Origin of the sequence: Pseudomonas sp. S8 (assembly GCF_050473925.1) — a bacterium.
GTDB classification, from domain to species: Bacteria; Pseudomonadota; Gammaproteobacteria; order Pseudomonadales; family Pseudomonadaceae; genus Aquipseudomonas; species Aquipseudomonas parakoreensis.
On record NZ_JBFDVZ010000016.1, the window covers coordinates 3,586,957 to 3,605,727 of the forward strand.

Sequence of the window (18,771 nt, forward strand, 5' to 3'; positions counted from 1 at the left end):
GCTCAGTCATGGGGCTTGTTGGGAAAGCTGATTGCCGCGGATCACTTCCATCGGCTTGCGTTCATGACCACCTGAGGACGGCGCTTTCGGCGCGGCGCCCAAGGCCAGTTGCGTGAACTGGAAGAGTTGGCTGTTGGCGTTATCCAGGTGCGCCGGCGCCTGCTGTTCACCGGCCCAGTATTTCGCCAGCCGCTGCTCTTCGCTGCTGCGCACGGCCAGACGCAAGGTGCCGACCTGGGTGGCGAGCATCATCCGGCTGAGCAATTGTTCAGGTACGGCCAGGACCACGGTGCGCGCTGCGATCCGGCGTTGATCCTGTTTGAGTTTGTCGTCGGCGCTGAGGGCCGGGCTGGCGGGCTGGCCGTCGTTGGTCAGGCCGTATTGTTCACCCACGCCAAGCACACGCATGGCCGGTACGACGATTTGCGCCGACTGCTGCAGATTGCTCGCATCCTGGCGCAGGTAGAGCAGCACATCGACATAGTCGCCGGGGAGCAGTTGCCCGGCAGCGCCGATCACTTCATCCACGGCCACCGTCAGAGCGCGCTCGTCGCTGTGGATCATCCGCGCCAGTGAGCCACCCGCCTCGAAGCTTTCATCGTTGAGCCAGGTGCCGGCGCTCAAATGCCGCCACGGGGTACGACCCACTGCCTGATCAACACTGGCAAGGCTGCCGGCCGGCGCATTGCGCAATTTTTCCACGGTCACATCGGCAGCGGTCAGCGGAGTGAACGGCGGAACATCGTGCAACAACACGACCACGGGCTGACGGGTCTGATCTTCGGCGGCAGCGACGGTTTTTTCCACCACGACGGGCGTAGCGACAGGCGCCTGGGCAACCGGAGCCGGTTGCCGACTGAGCACCAGGCCCCAGTAACCGACGATGATTGCGCCCAACAGCAGCACGGCTGCAAGGCCCATGGTGACGCGACTGTTCATGACGGCTCTCCCTTTCCTGCTGCACCGACAGCCTGTACTTCCTGCCGAGAGAATTTTTCGCGATCAGGCAGCTATGAACATGCAACGATTTCGCTATTTCCAAGCTAGCTGATACGAGCCAAAACGCCATTACTGACAGGAAAATAACTCACTAAAGTATGAGTCATGGCCAATTAACTGTAGGGATTGGCTCAATTAACAATCCGGTTAATCCTTTGTGATTAATCCGTTCTTACAGTTGTTGACCGGGGGTTTGTTGACAATGCTCTGATAGCACGGTGAAAGCATGCCGCTGTAGCGTTGGATCGGCGCCAGAGGCGCGAAGGAGTGGACGTATGTTTCGGATGATCATCGACTATCTACTGGCCAGGGCCAGGCTGCTGTGCAGAAGTGAAGAAGGTGCGTCGGCCATCGAATACGCGATCGTGGTGGCAATGGTGGCGGTGGTGGTCGTGGTGTTTGTGACGCCCATCGGCGACAAGGTGCTGGCCATTTTCAACGTGGTGCTGACCAAGCTCGGTGGCACGGCACAGGTCAGAACGACGCCTTGATCAACATCCCTCCCGTCGTCCAGTGTCCGGGTCCAGGCTGACCGGCAGCAGCGCTCAGACACTGGCAAATCTTCGGATTTCACAAGTCCGATCACCCGCCGTTACGAAGGAGAATGTCAATGATCCTCGAATATCTGCTATTGCGCCTGAGGTCGTTTCTGGCAAGTACAGAGGCTGCATCCGCCATCGAGTACGCCATCGTGGTGGCGATGGTAGCGGTCGTTGTGGTGGTGTTCATCACACCACTGGGCGCGAAAATCTTTGCGATTTTCAACAGCGTCCTGGTATCCCTCGGCGGCACCGCGCAGACCGCTCCGGTGCAAACCCCCTGATGTGAGTCGCGTCTGGCGAATGTCGCGCTACACTCGATTGCACTTTCAGCTTTTCAGGGACTGCCCATGACTGCTTCCTCACTCCCCCGCCAACAGTTGCTTCTGGTTGACGACGAAGAGGACGCGTTGCTTGAGCTGGCCGAGCTACTGGAGGGCGAGGGCTTTGTCTGCCACACCGCCACGTCGGTGAAACTCGCCCTGCATCACCTCACCCGCCATCCGGATATTGCCCTGGTCATCACCGATCTGCGTATGCCGGAGGAGTCCGGCATGTCGCTGATCAAGCGCCTGCGCGAGCACACGTCGCGCCAGCATCTGCCGGTGATCGTGACCTCCGGACATGCCGACATGGAGGACGTCAGCGACATGCTGCGCCTGCAGGTTCTGGACCTGTTTCGCAAGCCGATCTACCACGTGCGGCTGCTGGAAACCCTGGACAATCTGTTCCCCAAACCCAAGACACAGGCCGGGTAATACAGGCGAAGGTTTTTTGGCAGAATTGACTGCCTGCCCGGGAAGGGGCAGGCAAACAGAATCAGTGTGCGGTTACACGCTGACGGGCGGCCGAAGCACTGGGTGAAAGGGCCAATGCCAACTGCGTGCGGTTGTGCATGTGGGTCAGGCGCAACACCTGGGAAACGTACAGCTTCACGGTGTTTTCAGTGATGCCCAACTCGCAGGCAATCTGATAGTTGGTCTGCCCTTTGCCCACCAGCCGCGCCACATCCAGTTGCCGTGGCGACAACTGATTGAAGATCGCCGGAATCTCCTGCTCGGCTTCGGCGCTGTCGCCACCGAGCATGTCTTTGACCACCGCCGCCGGGTTACGCCGGACCTTGTCCAGGTCCTGGTAAAGATCATCGATGGATTCGGAAAGAAACTGCAGCTTCTGGTTCAGGTGGCCCAACTGCACATTCTTGTGCCGCTCCTGCAGAGCCGCTTCCTGACGCTTCACGCCTTCAAGCAGTTCATCCAGCTCGATCGGCTTCTGATAGTAATCGGCGATCCCCGCGCGCAGGGCCTTGATCACGTCCTGTTTATCGGCGCGGCCGGTGAGCATGATCGCTTCGAACACCCGGTGTTTGCCGCAGATTCGTTGCAGTTCCTGCACCAGCTGAATGCCGTCCATGTCCGGCATGTGCAGATCGCTCAGCACCAGGCCGATTTCCGCGTCTTCGCTGAAACGCTCGATCGCCTGCGCACTGGATTCACACGGCACACAGCGGTACCCGCTGCTTTCGAGAAACTCGCACAACTCTTCGACGATCAACGGCTGATCATCGACCACGAGCACTTTTACCGCCGACGTAAGCTTGTTCACGAACCACTCCATTGCTCGGGCCAAAGCTGACTTTTTCTGCACTTTGGCAATGTAACGACTTCATTTGAAAGTAGACGCACTTTCCGACTATGTACATAGAACTAGTGGCACCTGGCGACTAATGGATCCAATGAATCGAAGCCAGTACGCCCAGCAGCACGAACGGTGCAAATGGCAGCTTCTTTGACACTCCAGGCTCCATATATCGAAGATGTTCTCTAAGTCGTTGACTCATATGAAGCCAGACTCTTGGCGCAACAAGCAGCCAGATCAGACTGGCGACGCCGGCGCCGATAAACGCACAAAGAATGAATAAACCGTTCGTCGCAAGGCCCATGGCTGTCATTAGTTTCACATCGCCGGCCCCCATGCGCCCCATGAAATAACCCGGCAGGGTCAACACCAGAGCGATCACGCCCGCCCACAGTCCCTGCTGCGCTTCGGCACCGAGCCAGGTCGTGCCAGTCACCAGCAGATAGATCAGCGCCAGAGCTCCCGCGCCGAATGTCAGTGCATTGGCGATACGCCGGTGTCGGGCATCCTGGGCGGCGCAAACCGCCAGCCAGATCAGGAGAACGAAACTCTGCATCCGGTTAAATCCCGTCCGATTTTGCTGATTGATTCTATGCTGATACTACGCAGTGAACGTCAGGGTAGACGCAGTCATGAAAACCGGCTTCGCAAAATCACAGGCAGGCGCAGTGGCGATCGAATTCGCCCTGGTATTCGTGATTTTTTTCGCCGTGTTTTACGCGCTGGTCAGTTACAGCCTGCCGTTTGTATTGATGCAGACCTTCAACGAGGCGACATCCGAAGCGGTGCGCCGCAGCGTCGGAGTCGACCCCAACACGCCTGGTTATGCCTCCGTGGTGGTGAGCACTGCCAACACCGCGTTGACCCAGCAGTTGCAGTGGGTGCCACCCGCGCTGAACCTGGTGGTCGGCGTCGACACCTCAGCGGTGTATGACGCCACTCAAGGTACGCTGACGGTCAGAGTCGATTACCCCACCAGCAAGCTCAATCAGGTCATTCCGTTTCTGGTGCTGCCGGGCGTGGGTGCCGTGCCGAGCCTGCCCGCCACCCTCTCCGCCGCGTCGAGCCTGAAATTTTGACCTCCGGCGACCATCTGTTCGGACGCCTGCTCAAACGCGCGCCGGCGCCCGCCAGTGAACTGCCCGACCACCTCGGCTCACCGCCGCAGGGTTTGCACCTGCACCTGGATCACGACGGCGGCGTACTGCAGATGGCCGGGCCGTTGCGTCATCTGTTGGCGCAACAGCCGCCCCACGATTCGCCGCTACCGTTGGCGGCGTATTTACTCGCACACAGTACGCTGGCGATCGAAGGCCGGCCGCAGGACTGGCAAGGGCAAATGCTCGACCTGGATTTCCCCGGGCTCAGTGACCAGACCCTGCATTTGCGCGGCTGGGTGCAGCCTTCGGCGGCGGGCTGGGTATTGCAACTGATGGACATCGGCGACCTGCTGCTGGAGCGCCAGCAATCGCGCCACCGCGAATCCTGTCAGGCCCTTGCCGGGCAGATCAGCGACCACCTGCGCACCTGCAGCCTGATGCGCCTGCCGGTGGTGCTCAGCGAGCAGTTGCAGGCCATCGCCCAGCGCTGGCGAATCCCGTGCCTGGCCATCGCCCTGCTCGACGAACAGGCACAGGGCTGGCAGATTTTTCAACACTATCGCGCCCACGATGCCCCCACGCTGTGGCAGGACGGCCAGCGTCTGGGCACGCCGCTCGACAGCCTCAACGGCAGTGCACCGCAGCGTCTCGGCGCGCATCACGGTCTGTTCGAACACTCGCGCGTTGCAGCGATCTTCGGCAACGCCGATGGTTTCGCCGTGCCCTACAGCGATGATCGCGGGGTGGCGGCATGGTTGCTCTGTGGTTTCTACACCGTGGACGTTGTCGCGCCACACCTGAGCGACCGCGACTGGATGTCACTGACCGGCGCCCTCGCCGGCCCGCTGCTCAGCCGTCTGCGGGATCAGCAACATCATCACTACACCGAGCGCCTCGAGTCGCTGCAAACCCTGCTGGGTACCGGCTGGTGGGAAATGCTCGGGGACGACGTGTTGCTGGCGCCGTCGCTGCTCGCTGCGCTGCCGGCGGACAGCGCGCGAATCTCGCTGCAAGACTGGCTGGCGCTGATTCATCCGGCCGACCGCGAAGAACTGCGCAGCCGTCTGCACGCCCTGCAACTGCACGGCGAAGCCCTGAGCCTGAGCGTTCGTCTGCACCGCAGCGAATCAGGACAAACACCGCAGTGGTATCGCGTGCAAGGTCAGGTCGCCGGCAGTGGTGAACAGCGGCGACTGGTGGGGTTCATGCTCGACATCAGCGACATCCGGAACCAGCAGCAGCGAGCCGAAGCTGCGCACGCGCGACTGGACAACCTGATCGCCAGTTCGCCAGCGGTGATTTATGTGCAGCGTTACGTCGAGGGCGCGCTACGTCCCGATTTCTTCAGCGCCAGTTTGCAGCCGCTGCTGGGCTGGACGCCGGACGAGGGCATTGGCACTGACTGGGTGCAATTGATTCATCCTGAAGACCGCGATCTGTATTTCGCCCGTACCCGCCAACTGCTGCGCGAAGGCTCGGTGCGCGCGCGCTTTCGTTTACGCGACGCGCGCGGCGAATACCACTGGCTGCTCGATGAAGCCAAGCTGCTGCGCAATGACCTGGGCCTGCCGGTCGAAGCCGTCGGCCTGTGGCTGGACGTCACCGAAGCGACCCTCGCCGCCGAACAGGTCAAACAGAGCGAAGAGCGCTACCGGATTCTGGTGGAAGACTCGCCGGCGATGATTTGCCGTTATCGTCCGGACCTGACCCTGACCTTCGGCAACCGGCCGCTGGCGACTTATCTGGAATGCTCGCCGGAGCAATTGCCGGGGGTCGATCTGGGCAGCTGGATGTCCGACGAACAACGCGCCGCCTTCGTGCAACGCCTGGCGCTGCTGACTCCGGAGCTGCCGGTGAGCACCGCCGAAATCAGCCTGCAACTGCCCGGACGCGAGCATGCCTGGTGGGTGTGGTCCGATCGCGGGGTGTTCGATGAACACGGGCGCCTGCTCGAAGTGCAGGCCGTGGGCCGCGACAACACCGAGGTACGCCGCTCGCAACAGCAACTCACACAAAGCGCGAAAATGGCCACCCTCGGCGAAATGGCCACCGGCCTGGCCCACGAAATCAACCAGCCGCTGAACGTGATGCGCATGGCCATCGTCAACGTGCTCAAGCGTCTGGGCAATGGTGATGTGCAGATCGACTACCTGACCGACAAACTCAATCGCATCGACGCCCAGGTGCAGCGCGCGGCGAAAGTGGTCGATCACATGCGCGTGTTCGGCCGCCGCTCGGAGGTCGAGCAGCAACTGTTCAACCCGGCCTCGGCCATCGAAGGGACGCTGTCGTTGCTCGCCGAAGGCATGCGCGGCAAAGGTGTCGACCTGCGGATCAGCGAAACCGCTTTCAGCGTGCAGGTGCGCGGTTATGTCGATCAGTTGGAACAGGTGCTGATCAACCTGATGGTCAATGCCCGCGATGCGCTGCTCGGTAAACGCGAGAAGGACGCGTCATTCAAACCCTGGATTTCGATTTACGCCGAGCGCGATGAAAGCAAGGTGCGGCTGTGGGTTGAGGACAACGGTGGCGGCATCGACCCACGTTTGCTGGAGCGCATATTCGAACCGTTCTTCACCACCAAACCGGTGGGCGTCGGCACCGGGCTGGGGCTGTCGGTGAGCTACGGCATCATTGAAAACATGGGCGGCCATTTGAGCGTGCGCAACTCGCTGGAGGGCGCACGTTTCTGCATCGAGTTGCCGATAGCGCCGAACGTCTAGATCACCAGATAAGCCTTGCCGGTCTGGCCGCAGGTCATGTTGGCGCCGACGTCGACGTCCATCAGGTTGATGCCCAGGCTTTTCAGCAGGTTGTTGAGCAAGGGGTCGAGCAACGGGCTGACGAGGTTGGTAATCAGTGGCTGCAAAATCGCCGTGACATCACTGATCAGGCTGGCTACGCCAGTGACGATGGCGCCCAGTGGATTGCTGCCCTGCGGTTTGTAAACGATCAGATTGATCCCCGCCAACGTATTCGCCAGGCTGTTGACGATATTGCTCGACGGCGCCGCCGAGATCACGCTTGGCGGCAGTTTGAGGTTGGCCGGCGTGGCGAACGGCGTACTGCTGGAATACAGCAGATCCTGAGCGTTTTGCGCGACACTGGTGTTGACCATGATCGCAATACCACCCGCCCCGTACTGGACGTGGGTGCTCTCGTCGCAACTGCCAATGCCGAGGATTTTGTGGCAGGTCACGGTGCCAAGATCGACCAGTGGCAACGGTGTGACCGTCGGTTCGGCGAGTGAGGAAAAGGCATTGGTCGGGTCGATCTTGCCGACCTTGAGGTCCGCGATCGAGGTGAGGGTATGGGCGGTCAGACTTTTCGTGCCCGCAGTGCCCGGGCCTGCCGGGCAGCTGTAATCGGTGACGTAGCTGACCGCCCCACCGGCATCCAGGGCGATGTCGATTTGCGGCGATGGCAACAGCAGCGGATCAAGCTGTTCGCAACCGGCACCCAGCAGACAACCGACCGAGTTGAGGGTCGCCACCAGATTCAGACTCAACAGCGCATTGAGGGTCGGGGTCAATGTTCCGACCAGCCCCAATACGGCATTGGTCAACCCGGTCACCCCGGTCAGCACCGGCAGATTCACCGAGAGCAGCGTGCGAATCTGCGCCGTGCGCACATAAATCCGGTCCGGCCCCAACGGATTGGCCTTGGCCCGCGCCGGATCACCAATGGCCGAGAACTGCGGCGGCTCGATGACCTTGACCCGCACCGTGACATTCGCCAGCCCCAGCACGCTGATCGGCAAGGTCGCAGCCACCGCGCTTTTGCTGTTGGCCAGTTGCACCACGCCCTGAATCAATTGCAGCAGTTGCAGGTTGGCATCCAGCCCGGCTGCCGTGGTACCGGTCTGTAACTGCAGGATGTCGCCGAGCTTGACCGGTGCCGCATTGATCGCCGCCACCTGCAACTGACCCAGCGCAGTGATCACCGTGGCGGTCGCACCATTGAGCTGCACCACCGTCGCGGCCGCCTGAATCAGTTGGGTGACCGTGGCCTGGGTATTGAGCAGTTGCGTGTAGTTACCGGCCGCGACGTTGAGGTTGATTGCCAGTTGGTTGAGGTAGCTGAGCAGGTTGATGTCGGTATTGAGCAGGCCATCCCAGCCCAGTGCCGTGAGGTTGACGTTGCCGCCGAGCAGCCCGGAGAACAGCGGATTGAGGATGTTCGATTGTGCGGTGTTGATGCTCGCAAGGTTGCTGCGGATGTTCAGTTGCGCGACCGTCGGCGTCGGCTGGGCGGCGACAGCCGAAGCATTCAGCGTGGTGTTCAGACTGACCGCCGAGCCCGTGAACAGCGCTTGTACCCCACCGGCAAAACTGGTGGTCACCGTGCGACTGGCAGCGACTTTCACCGCCGTCGACTGCGTCGCATCGGCAGTGAACGCGCGCAGTCCGGTGGCGGCGGTCTGTACGCTGCCGCAAGTGGTCACCAGCGTGTTGTTGCCATCGACGATGTAGCCATTACGCACGGCGCTTTGCCCGGCGTAAGTAGCGGCGCTGAGACCGGACTGGCAGTTGCCGCCGCGACTGACGGCTTCCAGCGCGGCACTGTCGACCACCCGCTGCAACTTGCGCTGCTCCATGTACAGCCGACCGGTGTCGACCACCAACAGCATCAACACCAGCGCCAGACTGAGGGTCGCAGCCGCCATCAAGCCGATCGCCCCGCGTTGCCGGGCCTTGCCATTGAACTGCGTACGAGGCGACATGGCGCACTCCTTTGCTGGCGCGTTGCCGAGCGCTACCTCCGATGGTGGGTTTGAGTGTAGACGGCGCTAGTGGCAACGCGCCATTTGATGCCGCACAAAACCCTGCAGACCTCGCCTGCTCGCGAATGCGCGGTGTCATTCAACATGGAGGTGGCTGACACGCCGTCCTCGCGAGCAAGCTCGCTCCCACAGGGGATTTGTGGCGGGGCAAAAAAACGGGAGCCTCTTGGGCTCCCGTTTTTTTACAGCGCACTAGCGCGGTGGATAGTTGGCCAATATCCGGCTGACGGTTTCGCGTACCGCGTTGCTGCGATCCTGCGGATTGGGCGTGCTGCTGAGCATCTGCTCGTCGCTGCCACGCCACACCAGTTTGCCGTCCTTGCCGTCGAGCAGGTCGATCTGGATCGTTGCCACCTTGTAGGTGATGTTGCGGGTTTCGTTGTACATCGGCGCGCCCCAGTAACCGTTCCACGGGCCACCCCAACCGCCGCCGTAGTTGGTGGTCACTTGCTGCTGGCGATCTTCGACGATCAGGTAGGTCTGCACACTCAGGTCACCCTTGGCCCCCGCTGCGGCGGGACGCAAACCGCGCTGGTCGAGCTGATCGCTGACGGCCTGGCGGATGCGTTGCTCGGTCAGGTCGCTTTTGATCCGTGGATCATCCGGGCGATATTGCAGCGCGGGTTCTTTCCAGCTCCAACTGCGATAGGCGGCGAAGTCGCGGCTGGCGTCGAAGTCATGGTTGACCTGATTGGCGGCGCAGGCACTGAGCAGCGCGGCCATGGCCAATAAAGCGAGACGGCGGAACATGATTTTTCTCCGGTTGAAGGCCTGAACCTGCGAAGCGTTCTCATATGAAGTCTAGCTCGGCGGATAGGCCGACAGGGCTTTTTCCAGAGCCTCGCGAATGGCATCGGTGCGCACCAGCTGGCTGCCCTGGTTGGCCGTCTCGGCGCTGGCGCTCCACACCGGTTGCCCGGTGCCGGCGTCGAACAGATTGACCTGCACCACCACGACCTGCTCCTGATAGGTGCGAACAATCGGCACGCTGTTGTACATGCCGTAACCGTGTCCGTAGCGATCATAGCCACCGTATCCGCCGTAGTAGCCGTAGTCGTCCTGCACCTGACGCAAGCGGGTTTCCAGACGCAGGTTGGCGCTGACCAACAGGTCGGCCGGACGGTTGTCGTGCAACGGCCGCAATCCGCGCTGATCCAGCGCATTGCTCACCGCTTCGGCCACTTGCGCCGAGTCGGCCCACGCCGTGCCCGGCGGCAACTGGCCGTTGAGCCAGGCCCAACTGCGATAGCGCCCGTAATCGCGTGGCGGTGCCGGATAAGCACTGCGATCGAAGGTGTTGGCCGCTTGCGGCGGTGCCGGCGGCAACGGCCGTGACTGCGCGACGTACGGGTTGCTGCCCTGGCAGGCGGCCAGCCCCAGGCAGATCAGCAATAAACCGGATTGAGCTTTCATGCGGTGCTCCGATCAGATCGGCCGGCAGATCCAGTGCAAGTAACGCCCAAGCCCGGCGAAGCTTGGGTGGCGACGGTAAGCGAGCTCCATCTCCAGCAAATCCACGAGTTCGGCGCGGGCCTGGAATTCCACGGGCATGTAGTCGTGGAAAACCCGGATCCCGCTCTGGGTTTCGACCTGCCACAACCCTTCGAGTTGCGTTGCCAGCTCCCGCGGATCAAGCGGCTGCTGCGGGGTCAGGCTTTGCTTTTCACCGGCCATGGTGTTTTTGCGCATTTTCTTGAAATGGCCCTTGAGCAGGTTGCGATAAATCAGCGCATCCCGGTTGTAGAACGCCAGCGACAGCCAGCCGCCGGGGCTGGTCAGCTGATGCAGCACCGGCAGGATCGCATGGGGTTCGGCCAGCCATTCGAGTACGGCGTGGCAGATCACCAGATCGTAGGGTTCGGTGAGCTGACCGAGCAGCTCCTGCCACGGCGCCTGAATGAACGTCGCGCTCTGCCCGGCTTCGGCGAAGCGTTGACGAGCCCCTTCGAGCATCGGTTCGGCCGGTTCGGTGAAGGTCACTTGATGGCCACGCTCGGCCAGCCACAGCGACATGTGGCCCAGACCGCCACCGATGTCCAGCACGCGCAACGGCCGGTCCGGCAACGCTTCGGCCAGGTCGGCCTGCAACACCGCCAAGCGAATCGCGCCTTTGGCGCCGCCGTAGATTTTTTCGGCGAAGCGGGTCGCCAACTGATCGAAATGCCGGTCGCTCATCAGCTGAACCGCCGTTCGCTGTCGGCGAGCTTGCTGCGCACCACTTCATTCATATCCAGCCCCAACTCGCTGCACAACAGCAACAGATACAGGACGATGTCGCCGACTTCCTGCCCGGCATGCGCCAGTTTGTCCGCCGGCAACTGGCGTGACTGGTCTTCGGTCAGCCACTGGAAAATCTCCACCAGCTCGGACATTTCCACGCTGGCGGCCATGGCGAGGTTTTTCGGGCTGTGAAATTGTCGCCAGTCATTACGGTCGCGGATGGCGTGCAGGCGTTCGGTCAGTTCAACAAGGTTCATCGGGCTCTCCTGAAGGCGTATAGCTTCGGGGGGATACGCGTTGAAGGCAAGGCCCATGTAGGAGCTGCCGCAGGCTGCGATCTTTTGATCTTGTCCCTGAAAATCAACAGTCAAAGATCGCAGCCTGCGGCAGCTCCTACAGATTTTCCGTTCGGCGCAGCATTGGGCCATACTCCTGTCAGGGAACTCGGCCACCCGCGTTGTGGCCCAAGGCTCAGCTCTTTCATCAGGATGCACACATGCAGGTAGAAAGCTTTTTCGAATGGCTCGGCCAGGCACTTGGTTCGATCATCCGCTTCATCGTCGATGGCCTCAGCGGCCTGTTCAACATACTGAGCAACGCTGGCGGCAATTTTGTCGATGGCCTGGCCAAGACACTGGGCATGGACACCTCGATCATCAGCATCCTCGCGCTGATTGTCGGCCTGATGCTGCTGTGGTCGGCGATTCGCGCGTTCATGAATGCGTCGATCATTGCCGGGATCATCTGGTTGCTGTTGGGGTTGTGGCTGTTGAGCTGGATCATCCATTAGTCCTCGTGGGAGCGAGCCTGCTCGCGAAGGCGTCAGATCAGCCAAAACGGCTCTGAATGACACACCGTTTTCGCGAGCAGGCTCGCTCCCACATTGGTTTGTATCGCAGGCCGCATGAATCGCTACAATCCCCGCTCCCCCAAGGAGCCCGCATGTCCAACCTGATTGCCGACTGGCGCGACCGTCCGACTCACCACAAGGTCTGGGCGCTCGCCGCGCCGATGATTCTTTCGAATATTTCCGTACCGCTGGTGGCGCTGGTCGACAGCACCGTCATCGGCCACCTGCCCCACGCCCATCAGTTGGGCGCGGTGGCGGTCGGCGCCAGCCTCTATACCTTTCTCGCCTGGGCCATGGGTTTTCTGCGCATGGGCACCACCGGGTTTGCCGCCCAGGCCGCCGGGCGCAGCGATGGCGCGGCGTTGCGGCAGATTCTGTTGCAGGGTTTGCTGCTGGCGCTGGGACTGGCAATCGTGCTCGGCACGCTCGGCGTGCCGTTGAGCGGTGTGGCCCTGCACTTCATGCAGCCGTCGGCGGAGCTTGATCAACTGACCCGCGAATTCTTCCACACCCGGTTATTCGGGCTGCCCGCAGCGCTGGCCAGTTACGCCCTGGTCGGCTGGTTCCTCGGCACTCAGAACGCCCGGGCGCCGCTGGCGATTCTGCTGAGCACCAACCTGATCAACATCGCTCTGAACCTGTGGTTCGTGATTGGCCTGGAATGGGGCGTGGTCGGCTCGGCCCGGGCCTCGGTGATCGCCGAGTGGAGCGGTGCCCTGCTTGGCCTGTGGCTGACCCGTGGCGCCTTGCGCGCCTATCCCGGGCACATCGCCTGGGCGGCCTTGAAGTTGTGGCAGAACTGGCGCCCGTTGCTGGCGGTCAACCGCGACATTTTCATCCGCAGCCTGGCGCTGCAATCGGTGTTCTTCCTGATCACCGTGCAAGGCGCGCGTTTGGGCGATGCCACGGTGGCGGCCAATGCCCTGCTGCTCAACGGCCTGCTGCTGACCGCCCATGCGCTGGACGGTCTGGCGCATGCGGTCGAAGCCTTGTGCGGGCACGCCATCGGCGCCCGCGATCGCCTCGCCCTGCGCCGCTCATTGGTGGTGGCCGGCGGCTGGTCGTTGTTGGCCAGCCTCGGATTTGCCGCGCTGTTTCTGCTGGCCGGGCATTTGTTCATCGAAATGCAGACCGATATCCAGAGCGTGCGCGACACCGCGTTCATCTATCTGCCGTATCTGGCGGTGTTGCCGCTGATTGCGGTCTGGAGCTATTTGCTTGACGGCCTGTTCATCGGCGCCACCCGCGCCCGGGAAATGCGCAATGGCATGCTGCTGACCGTCGCCCTGCTGCTGCCGTTTGCCTGGGCGCTACAAGGGTTGGGCAATCACGGGCTGTGGATAACGTTCCTGCTGTTCATGGTCTTGCGCAGCCTGACGCTCGGCGTATTTGCCCTGTGGCTGCGCCGCGACGACGGCTGGTTCAGCGGCGCCGCTCACTGAACCGGCGTGTGTTTGACGAACGCGACGACCTGCTCAAGCACCGGCGCCAGGCGCCGAAGCGGCCGCGACAGGCTCGCCACCAGCGTCACATGACTGGGGCGCGAATAGTACAGATCCTGCACCGGCACACCGGCCTCGCGCAGTTTGCGCGCCAGGCCGGCGGTGTTGCGCGTCGGGTTGACCAGATTATCTTTGGTCGCAGCGATCAGCAGCGCCGGAGGCTCACCCTGCCGGACATGGTTGATCGGCTGCGATTGCGGCGGTGAGTCAGGCCAGAAGAATACCGGGCGCACAGCGGCATTCTTGATCGGCAGAAAATCGTACGGCCCGGCCAGGCCGATCCAGCCGCTGAGGTCTTTCGACGACATGCCCACCGCACCGAGCAGCGCAGGGTCGAGCGCCAGCATCGCCGCATTGTAGGCCCCGGAACTGTGGCCCATCAGGAACAGGCGTTGCGGGTTGCCGGAGAACTCGCGGATATGCGCCCGGGTCCAGGCCACTGCCCGTGCCGAGTCTTCAAGAAACAGCGGATAGCGCACTTGCGGGTACAGCCGATAATCCGCCAGCACCGCGACGATCCCCCGCGACGCCAGCGCCTCGCCGACAAAGGCGTAATCGCCGCGATCACCGCTGTTCCAGCTGCCACCGTAGAAAAACACCACCACCGGCGCGCCCTCCAGTGGCTGGCGTGGCACGTAGACGTCGAGCTTCTGCCTTGGATCGTCGCCATAGGCAATGCCCGCCGTTCGCTGGAACGTGTCATCGGGTGTCAGCGCATTGAGCACCTTGACCGGCGAACACCCCGACAGCATCAGCAGCAGGCACCCGCCGAGAATTGAACCAAACCGTTGCCACAGCGGGTTTGTCATGGGTGCCACACCTCAAGATTGATCGTTCTGCCAGTGCCGCCGCACATGGTCGAGCCGTGCCTGCGGGCTCAGCCCGTCCGGCACGTCCGGCAGTTGCGCCCGGGGATGCTGCAAGCGTAGCCATAACCAGCCATCCAGCACCGCGCGGTCGCTGAAACCCAGGCTCAGGCCCTCCTGCACATGGGAGGCCATCCGCGCATAGTCGGTTCCCATGGATTGGCACCAGCGCCAGATGTGTTGTTCCAGCAGACAGTTTTGCAAGCGTTCGCGCTGGCGCCGCGTCAGGCTTTCGTCGACGCTCAGCGGCTCGACCACCCATTGCGGATTGCGCAGTTGCTGCCAGCCCTCGCTGCCAATCGCGAGGTCAGCCCAGGTACCACCGAACCAGCGCAGCAGTTGGATCGGCCCGAGCCAGCGGCTCAGGTCGGCGGCATCACAGGCATCGAAGAAGTAACTGGCTGTCTGCCGGTTGTAGTAACCGAGCAAGGCGCGATGATTGAGCCCGAACGAGACGGTCAGCATTCGTCGCAAGTGACTCAGAAGAACCTGCAACGAGGCATCGCTCGCGATCAGCAGACCGCGCCAGGTCTGCGGATCACGGTGACACAGCGCCGCCAGTGCCGGGCACTCGTGCAGGTCGACCAGCAGCGGCCCGAGCTCGCTTACCGCCTGAAATTCGGTGCCCTCGAACAGCCGCGTGCAATGGACTGCGGCGAACCCCTGACGCAACGTCGTCAGCGCCTGCCGCGCATCGGCGCCATCGAGCAGCAGCCACTGTGTCTGCGGGGTGAATGGCGCGCCGCTCAAGTGGCGCCGCCCTGTCCCAGCGACGCGACCAGCCGGCAACTGCAGATTGCCGCCGTGCAGTGGTTATAACTGCCACCGCCGGGCACCAGACACAACAGCAACAGCGGTTCGGCGGACATCAGCCACCGCGCCAGACCTGCGCTCGGCAGAACGTCCGGCAGTACCGGAGGCTCCGGGTAGTCTTCGATCAGGGCCGGTTCCTGCAACACACCACTGATCACCGGCTGATCCGGATCGCCCTCAAGAAAACTCACCACCACCTCGACGCCCTCGTCCAACGCTGCCGGCGCCGTCTCGCTCAACGCCGCAGAAAGGGGCAGCCAGCAGTGACTGGCAGCAGCGCCTTCACCCTGATAGAGCCAGTCAAACTGCACCGCTACTGACCGCCATTCGTCAGGCTGGGGCTCAGCGACGGTCACCACCCAGGCCCGTTGCAGACTGTGCATGCGCGGTGGTGTAGCAAGGCTCGTCGGCGGGGCAAGAGGCGCCTCGGCCGAGGCAAGAATCCGGTTGCTGTACGGCGGTTCGCTGGCCGGATCAGCACGATGCTCGATCCGGTTCAGCAGCCAGCGGCGGTTGCACTCGGCAAACGGATGTTCGCTCAGTGCCAGCCACCGCGCACTGCGCAAGGCTGGCAGATCGCTGTGGCCGTGGGCTTTACCGGACCGAGCCAAACGCGCCTGCACATCGCTGGCATCCACTTGCATCTGCCAGCGCCGGACGCTCGGCGAGTTCGCGTCATCGTCCACAGATGCCCCGCCAGCCAGCGGAAACCTTGCGGGATCATCAACGAAGACCAGACAGTGCCCGTCAGGCCGATGCTCGAAGTAGTAGTCAATTCGCGCCTGCGCGCACAGCCGCTGCACGAACTGCAGGTCCGACTCGCGGTATTGGGTGCAAAACGTGCGTACCGGGTATTCGCCGTGCAAATCAAAACGCCGTTGCGCGCCAGCGATACCGTGCTCCTTGAGGACCTGTGCGAGGATCTGCGGCACACACTGGCTGCTGAAAATGCGCTGACTGAAACGCAGCGCCAGACAACTCAACTTCGGTCCCAGCGTCACTCGGCACAACCGCACCCCCGCCGCGTGCTCATGCTGCACGACGCTCTGCAATTGCCCGCTCAGGCCATTGTGTCTGGGGCCGAAATGCAGGAACGCCGAGCGGTACAGCAGACCGGCCAGGTCCAGTTGCGGGTCATCGATCAACAGGTCGATGTCAAACGCAAAAGGTTCGCTGATGCCCTCACTGCCGGTAAAGGCCAGCACCTCGAAGGGGTCGGGCAGCCCCGTTACATCGAGACGAAACAACGGCTCGTTGACTGATTCGAACATGGGCGGATCTCTACAGGAGGGGCGGCCGGGGATTCTCGCCGAGAGACATGGCCGAGTAGAGAGCTGAAGTACAACTTAGGAAATGACCTACGCGAAAAGCAGACGGGATCACTTCACCGGCTGTGGCAGGCAGTTATTTCGCGGGAAATTTGGGAGATGTCCCACCGGATCATCCGAATTTTCCACCGCTTTCGTGGAAATTTCAGACAACCCGGTGCAACAGCATCTGTCTCAGGAAGACAGGTAGGAGGAGCGGGTCAGACCCAGACGCAAGGCATCGAGGAACTGCGTGCGTTCGCTGGCACTGATGCGGGCACTGGCGCACTTGTCACGGTAGTGGGTCATCAGTTCTTCCGGCGACAAGTGCACGTAGCGCAGCATGTCTTCGATGGTGTCGTGGGTCTCGATACCGGCGTGGTACACGCTGCCATCGGCGTTTTGATAGATGTTCACCGAGTCGGTGTCACCGAACAGGTTGTGCATGTCGCCGAGAATTTCCTGATAGGCGCCGACCAGGAACACCCCCAGCAGATAGTCTTCACCTTCGTTCAGACCATGTACCGGCAGGCTGGTCTCGATACTCTGTTCGTCGACGTACTGGTTGATTTTGCCGTCGGAGTCGCAGGTCAGGTCTTGCAGCACGGCACGACGCAGCGGCTCTTCGTCCAGACGATGCAGCGGGATGATCGGCAGCACCTGATCAATCGCCCAGGTGTCCGGCAGGCTCTGGAACACCGAGAAGTTGCAGATGTACTTGTCGGCCAGCTTGTCGTTGAGTTCGTCGAGCACCTGACGGTGCGAACGCTGACGGGCTTTCAACGAGTTATGCAGGCGACGGCACACCGCGAAGTAGCACTGCTCGGCCAGGGCTTTTTCAGCCAGGGTCAGTTTGCCGTCGGCGTACTGCGAGGCCACGTCGCTCATGTAGTGCGTCGCGCGCCAGTAGGTCTCGGTGACCATTTCGATGTCGGTCGGGCCGAGCAGGTCAACCAGCCACTGCACGGTTTCCGGCAGTGCTTCCTTGTTTTCGATCTGTGGCACGTCGTCGTTGTGCTTCTCGACGTCGGTCACTTGCACCACCAGCATCGCGTGGTGTGCGGTCAGCGAGCGGCCGCTTTCGGAGAAGATGTGCGGATGCGGCAGGCTCTGCGCGTCGCAGAACTCCTTGAGCATGCCGACCACGACACCGGCGTAGTCGTCCATGTCGTAGTTGATCGAACTGGCGTTGCGCGAGTGAGTGCCGTCGTAGTCGACACCCAGACCGCCGCCGACGTCGATGTGATCGACCGGCAGGCCAAGGTTGCGCAGCTCGCCGTAGTAACGGATCGCTTCCTTGAAACCGTGCTGGTAGTCAGCCAGGTTGGCGATCTGCGAACCCATGTGGAAGTGCAGCAGGCGAATGCCCTGATCGAGGCCGGCAGCGCGGAAGCGCTCGACCACCGACAGCAGTTGCGCCGCCGACAGACCGAACTTGGATTTCTCGCCACCAGTGTCCGCCCACTTCGACGACGCCAGCGACGACAGGCGCACGCGCAGGCCGACCTGTGGCTTGACCTTGAGCGAGGCGGCTTCTTCGATCACCAGGCCGACTTCGGATTCTTTCTCGATGACGATGAACACATTGTGGCCGAGCTTCTGCCCCATCAGCGCCAGACGGATGAACTCGCGGTCCTTGTAACCGTTGCAGACGATGGTGCCGCCCTTCGGCGCCAGCGCCAACACCGCCAGCAGCTCGGGCTTGGAGCCGGCTTCCAGACCGATGGAAACGTTCTGGGTGGCGATGATGTTCTCGATCACCGCTTCCTGCTGGTTGACCTTGATCGGGTACAGCGCGGTGTACTTGCTCTGGTATTCCAGGCGCTCGATGTTCGAGTCGAAAGCACCGGTCAGTTGACGGACACGGTCTTGCAGGATGTCGGGGAAACGTACCAGCAACGGCAGGGACAAGCCGCTCTTGCGCAGTTGGTCGACTTGTTCGAACAGGTCGATAGGCGAACTGCTCGGGCCGTTCGGACGAACTTCGACGCGACCGGCGTCATTGATCGCGAAATACCCGGCCCCCCAATGGCGAATCCCGTAAACACTGCGGCTGTCCGCAACTGTCCATTGGCTGCCATCGTCTTTGCGTGTGCGTCGTACGGACATCGAAGTCCCCTATAAAGAAGTCATAGTGCGTCGCCTGATCGCAGG

19 protein-coding genes are annotated in these 18,771 nt (G+C 61.9%); 7 read left to right on the plus strand and 12 right to left on the minus strand.

The features are described from left to right. Nucleotides 1-6: 6 nt before the first annotated feature. Nucleotides 7-939, minus strand: a complete 933-nt coding sequence (cpaB, locus tag AB1J88_RS17370) for a Flp pilus assembly protein CpaB (RefSeq protein WP_222016740.1) — start codon at nt 937-939, stop codon at nt 7-9. Nucleotides 940-1,274: 335 nt separating this feature from the next. On the opposite strand from cpaB, the gene AB1J88_RS17375 reads away from it, so the two are divergent. From AB1J88_RS17375 to AB1J88_RS17385, 3 genes are all read left to right on the plus strand, one after another. Continuing rightward, the gene (locus tag AB1J88_RS17375; protein ID WP_373557745.1) at nt 1,275-1,490 is read left to right on the plus strand and encodes a Flp family type IVb pilin; all 216 of its coding nucleotides are present in this window, start codon (nt 1,275-1,277) and stop codon (nt 1,488-1,490) included. Nucleotides 1,491-1,609: 119 nt separating this feature from the next. Further along, a complete protein-coding gene (locus AB1J88_RS17380; RefSeq protein ID WP_430291568.1) occupies nt 1,610-1,822 on the plus strand; it encodes a Flp family type IVb pilin in 213 nt (70 codons plus the stop codon). A gap of 66 nt (nt 1,823-1,888) precedes the next feature. Further along, nucleotides 1,889-2,296: a response regulator gene (locus AB1J88_RS17385; RefSeq protein ID WP_025111740.1), complete on the plus strand. Its 408-nt coding sequence runs from the start codon at nt 1,889-1,891 to the stop codon at nt 2,294-2,296. 61 nt (nt 2,297-2,357) lie between these two features. Here the strand turns inward: AB1J88_RS17385 and AB1J88_RS17390 are convergent, their stop codons facing one another. Both AB1J88_RS17390 and AB1J88_RS17395 read right to left on the minus strand, forming a co-directional pair. Then, on the minus strand, nt 2,358-3,143 hold the full coding sequence (locus tag AB1J88_RS17390) for a response regulator transcription factor (RefSeq protein ID WP_041068038.1): 786 nt from the start codon (nt 3,141-3,143) through the stop codon (nt 2,358-2,360). A gap of 118 nt (nt 3,144-3,261) precedes the next feature. Beyond that, a complete protein-coding gene (locus AB1J88_RS17395; RefSeq protein WP_086794449.1) occupies nt 3,262-3,732 on the minus strand; it encodes an A24 family peptidase in 471 nt (156 codons plus the stop codon). Nucleotides 3,733-3,808: 76 nt separating this feature from the next. Between AB1J88_RS17395 and AB1J88_RS17400 the strand changes: the two genes are divergently transcribed. Further along, nucleotides 3,809-4,255: a TadE/TadG family type IV pilus assembly protein gene (locus tag AB1J88_RS17400; protein WP_041068044.1), complete on the plus strand. Its 447-nt coding sequence runs from the start codon at nt 3,809-3,811 to the stop codon at nt 4,253-4,255. After that, nucleotides 4,252-6,999, plus strand: a complete 2,748-nt coding sequence (locus AB1J88_RS17405) for a PAS domain-containing sensor histidine kinase (RefSeq protein ID WP_430291569.1) — start codon at nt 4,252-4,254, stop codon at nt 6,997-6,999. Before AB1J88_RS17400 ends, AB1J88_RS17405 begins: the two co-directional genes overlap by 4 nt. On the opposite strand, the gene AB1J88_RS17410 is transcribed toward AB1J88_RS17405, so the two are convergent. The 5 genes from AB1J88_RS17410 to AB1J88_RS17430 form a co-directional block, all read right to left on the minus strand. Then, nucleotides 6,996-8,999, minus strand: a complete 2,004-nt coding sequence (locus tag AB1J88_RS17410) for a pilus assembly protein TadG-related protein (protein ID WP_430291570.1) — start codon at nt 8,997-8,999, stop codon at nt 6,996-6,998. The genes AB1J88_RS17405 and AB1J88_RS17410 overlap by 4 nt on opposite strands. Nucleotides 9,000-9,251: 252 nt before the next feature. After that, nucleotides 9,252-9,809: a DUF4136 domain-containing protein gene (locus AB1J88_RS17415; protein ID WP_007963018.1), complete on the minus strand. Its 558-nt coding sequence runs from the start codon at nt 9,807-9,809 to the stop codon at nt 9,252-9,254. Nucleotides 9,810-9,860: 51 nt separating this feature from the next. Then, entirely contained in the window at nt 9,861-10,472 is a 612-nt protein-coding gene (locus tag AB1J88_RS17420) for a DUF4136 domain-containing protein (protein ID WP_041068055.1), read from the minus strand. A gap of 12 nt (nt 10,473-10,484) precedes the next feature. Then, nucleotides 10,485-11,234, minus strand: a complete 750-nt coding sequence (locus AB1J88_RS17425; RefSeq protein ID WP_430291571.1) for a methyltransferase — start codon at nt 11,232-11,234, stop codon at nt 10,485-10,487. Further along, entirely contained in the window at nt 11,234-11,536 is a 303-nt protein-coding gene (locus AB1J88_RS17430; protein WP_007951009.1) for a MazG-like family protein, read from the minus strand. Before AB1J88_RS17430 ends, AB1J88_RS17425 begins: the two co-directional genes overlap by 1 nt. A gap of 239 nt (nt 11,537-11,775) precedes the next feature. On the opposite strand from AB1J88_RS17430, the gene AB1J88_RS17435 reads away from it, so the two are divergent. After that, nucleotides 11,776-12,069 (plus strand): hypothetical protein, encoded by a 294-nt coding sequence (locus tag AB1J88_RS17435; protein WP_007963021.1) that lies wholly within the window; start codon nt 11,776-11,778, stop codon nt 12,067-12,069. Nucleotides 12,070-12,221: 152 nt separating this feature from the next. Continuing rightward, entirely contained in the window at nt 12,222-13,571 is a 1,350-nt protein-coding gene (locus tag AB1J88_RS17440; RefSeq protein ID WP_430291573.1) for an MATE family efflux transporter, read from the plus strand. Here AB1J88_RS17440 and AB1J88_RS17445 read toward each other — a convergent pair. The 4 genes from AB1J88_RS17445 to speA form a co-directional block, all read right to left on the minus strand. Next, nucleotides 13,565-14,440: an alpha/beta hydrolase gene (locus tag AB1J88_RS17445; protein ID WP_430291574.1), complete on the minus strand. Its 876-nt coding sequence runs from the start codon at nt 14,438-14,440 to the stop codon at nt 13,565-13,567. The genes AB1J88_RS17440 and AB1J88_RS17445 overlap by 7 nt on opposite strands. 12 nt (nt 14,441-14,452) lie before the next feature. Then, the gene (locus AB1J88_RS17450; protein ID WP_430291576.1) at nt 14,453-15,247 is read right to left on the minus strand and encodes a DUF4123 domain-containing protein; all 795 of its coding nucleotides are present in this window, start codon (nt 15,245-15,247) and stop codon (nt 14,453-14,455) included. Further along, complete coding sequence (locus tag AB1J88_RS17455) at nt 15,244-16,581, minus strand: type VI secretion system Vgr family protein (RefSeq protein ID WP_430291577.1); 1,338 nt, start codon at nt 16,579-16,581, stop codon at nt 15,244-15,246. The genes AB1J88_RS17450 and AB1J88_RS17455 overlap by 4 nt, the downstream gene beginning before the upstream one ends. A gap of 231 nt (nt 16,582-16,812) precedes the next feature. Beyond that, entirely contained in the window at nt 16,813-18,726 is a 1,914-nt protein-coding gene (gene speA / locus AB1J88_RS17460) for an arginine decarboxylase (RefSeq protein ID WP_007963030.1), read from the minus strand. Nucleotides 18,727-18,771 lie beyond the last annotated feature (45 nt).

What these genes read in the sequence shown, in the direction of transcription:
- AB1J88_RS17440 (WP_430291573.1), top strand. Translation starts at nt 12,222, where the DNA reads ATGTCCAACCTGATTGCCGACTGGCGCGACCGTCCGACTCACCACAAG.
- cpaB (WP_222016740.1), bottom strand. Translation starts at nt 939, where the DNA reads ATGAACAGTCGCGTCACCATGGGCCTTGCAGCCGTGCTGCTGTTGGGC.
- speA (WP_007963030.1), bottom strand. Translation starts at nt 18,726, where the DNA reads ATGTCCGTACGACGCACACGCAAAGACGATGGCAGCCAATGGACAGTT.
- AB1J88_RS17445 (WP_430291574.1), bottom strand. Translation starts at nt 14,440, where the DNA reads ATGACAAACCCGCTGTGGCAACGGTTTGGTTCAATTCTCGGCGGGTGC.
- AB1J88_RS17410 (WP_430291570.1), bottom strand. Translation starts at nt 8,999, where the DNA reads ATGTCGCCTCGTACGCAGTTCAATGGCAAGGCCCGGCAACGCGGGGCG.
- AB1J88_RS17430 (WP_007951009.1), bottom strand. Translation starts at nt 11,536, where the DNA reads ATGAACCTTGTTGAACTGACCGAACGCCTGCACGCCATCCGCGACCGT.
- AB1J88_RS17400 (WP_041068044.1), top strand. Translation starts at nt 3,809, where the DNA reads ATGAAAACCGGCTTCGCAAAATCACAGGCAGGCGCAGTGGCGATCGAA.
- AB1J88_RS17420 (WP_041068055.1), bottom strand. Translation starts at nt 10,472, where the DNA reads ATGAAAGCTCAATCCGGTTTATTGCTGATCTGCCTGGGGCTGGCCGCC.
- AB1J88_RS17415 (WP_007963018.1), bottom strand. Translation starts at nt 9,809, where the DNA reads ATGTTCCGCCGTCTCGCTTTATTGGCCATGGCCGCGCTGCTCAGTGCC.
- AB1J88_RS17375 (WP_373557745.1), top strand. Translation starts at nt 1,275, where the DNA reads ATGTTTCGGATGATCATCGACTATCTACTGGCCAGGGCCAGGCTGCTG.
- AB1J88_RS17395 (WP_086794449.1), bottom strand. Translation starts at nt 3,732, where the DNA reads ATGCAGAGTTTCGTTCTCCTGATCTGGCTGGCGGTTTGCGCCGCCCAG.
- AB1J88_RS17435 (WP_007963021.1), top strand. Translation starts at nt 11,776, where the DNA reads ATGCAGGTAGAAAGCTTTTTCGAATGGCTCGGCCAGGCACTTGGTTCG.
- AB1J88_RS17380 (WP_430291568.1), top strand. Translation starts at nt 1,610, where the DNA reads ATGATCCTCGAATATCTGCTATTGCGCCTGAGGTCGTTTCTGGCAAGT.
- AB1J88_RS17455 (WP_430291577.1), bottom strand. Translation starts at nt 16,581, where the DNA reads ATGTTCGAATCAGTCAACGAGCCGTTGTTTCGTCTCGATGTAACGGGG.
- AB1J88_RS17425 (WP_430291571.1), bottom strand. Translation starts at nt 11,234, where the DNA reads ATGAGCGACCGGCATTTCGATCAGTTGGCGACCCGCTTCGCCGAAAAA.
- AB1J88_RS17385 (WP_025111740.1), top strand. Translation starts at nt 1,889, where the DNA reads ATGACTGCTTCCTCACTCCCCCGCCAACAGTTGCTTCTGGTTGACGAC.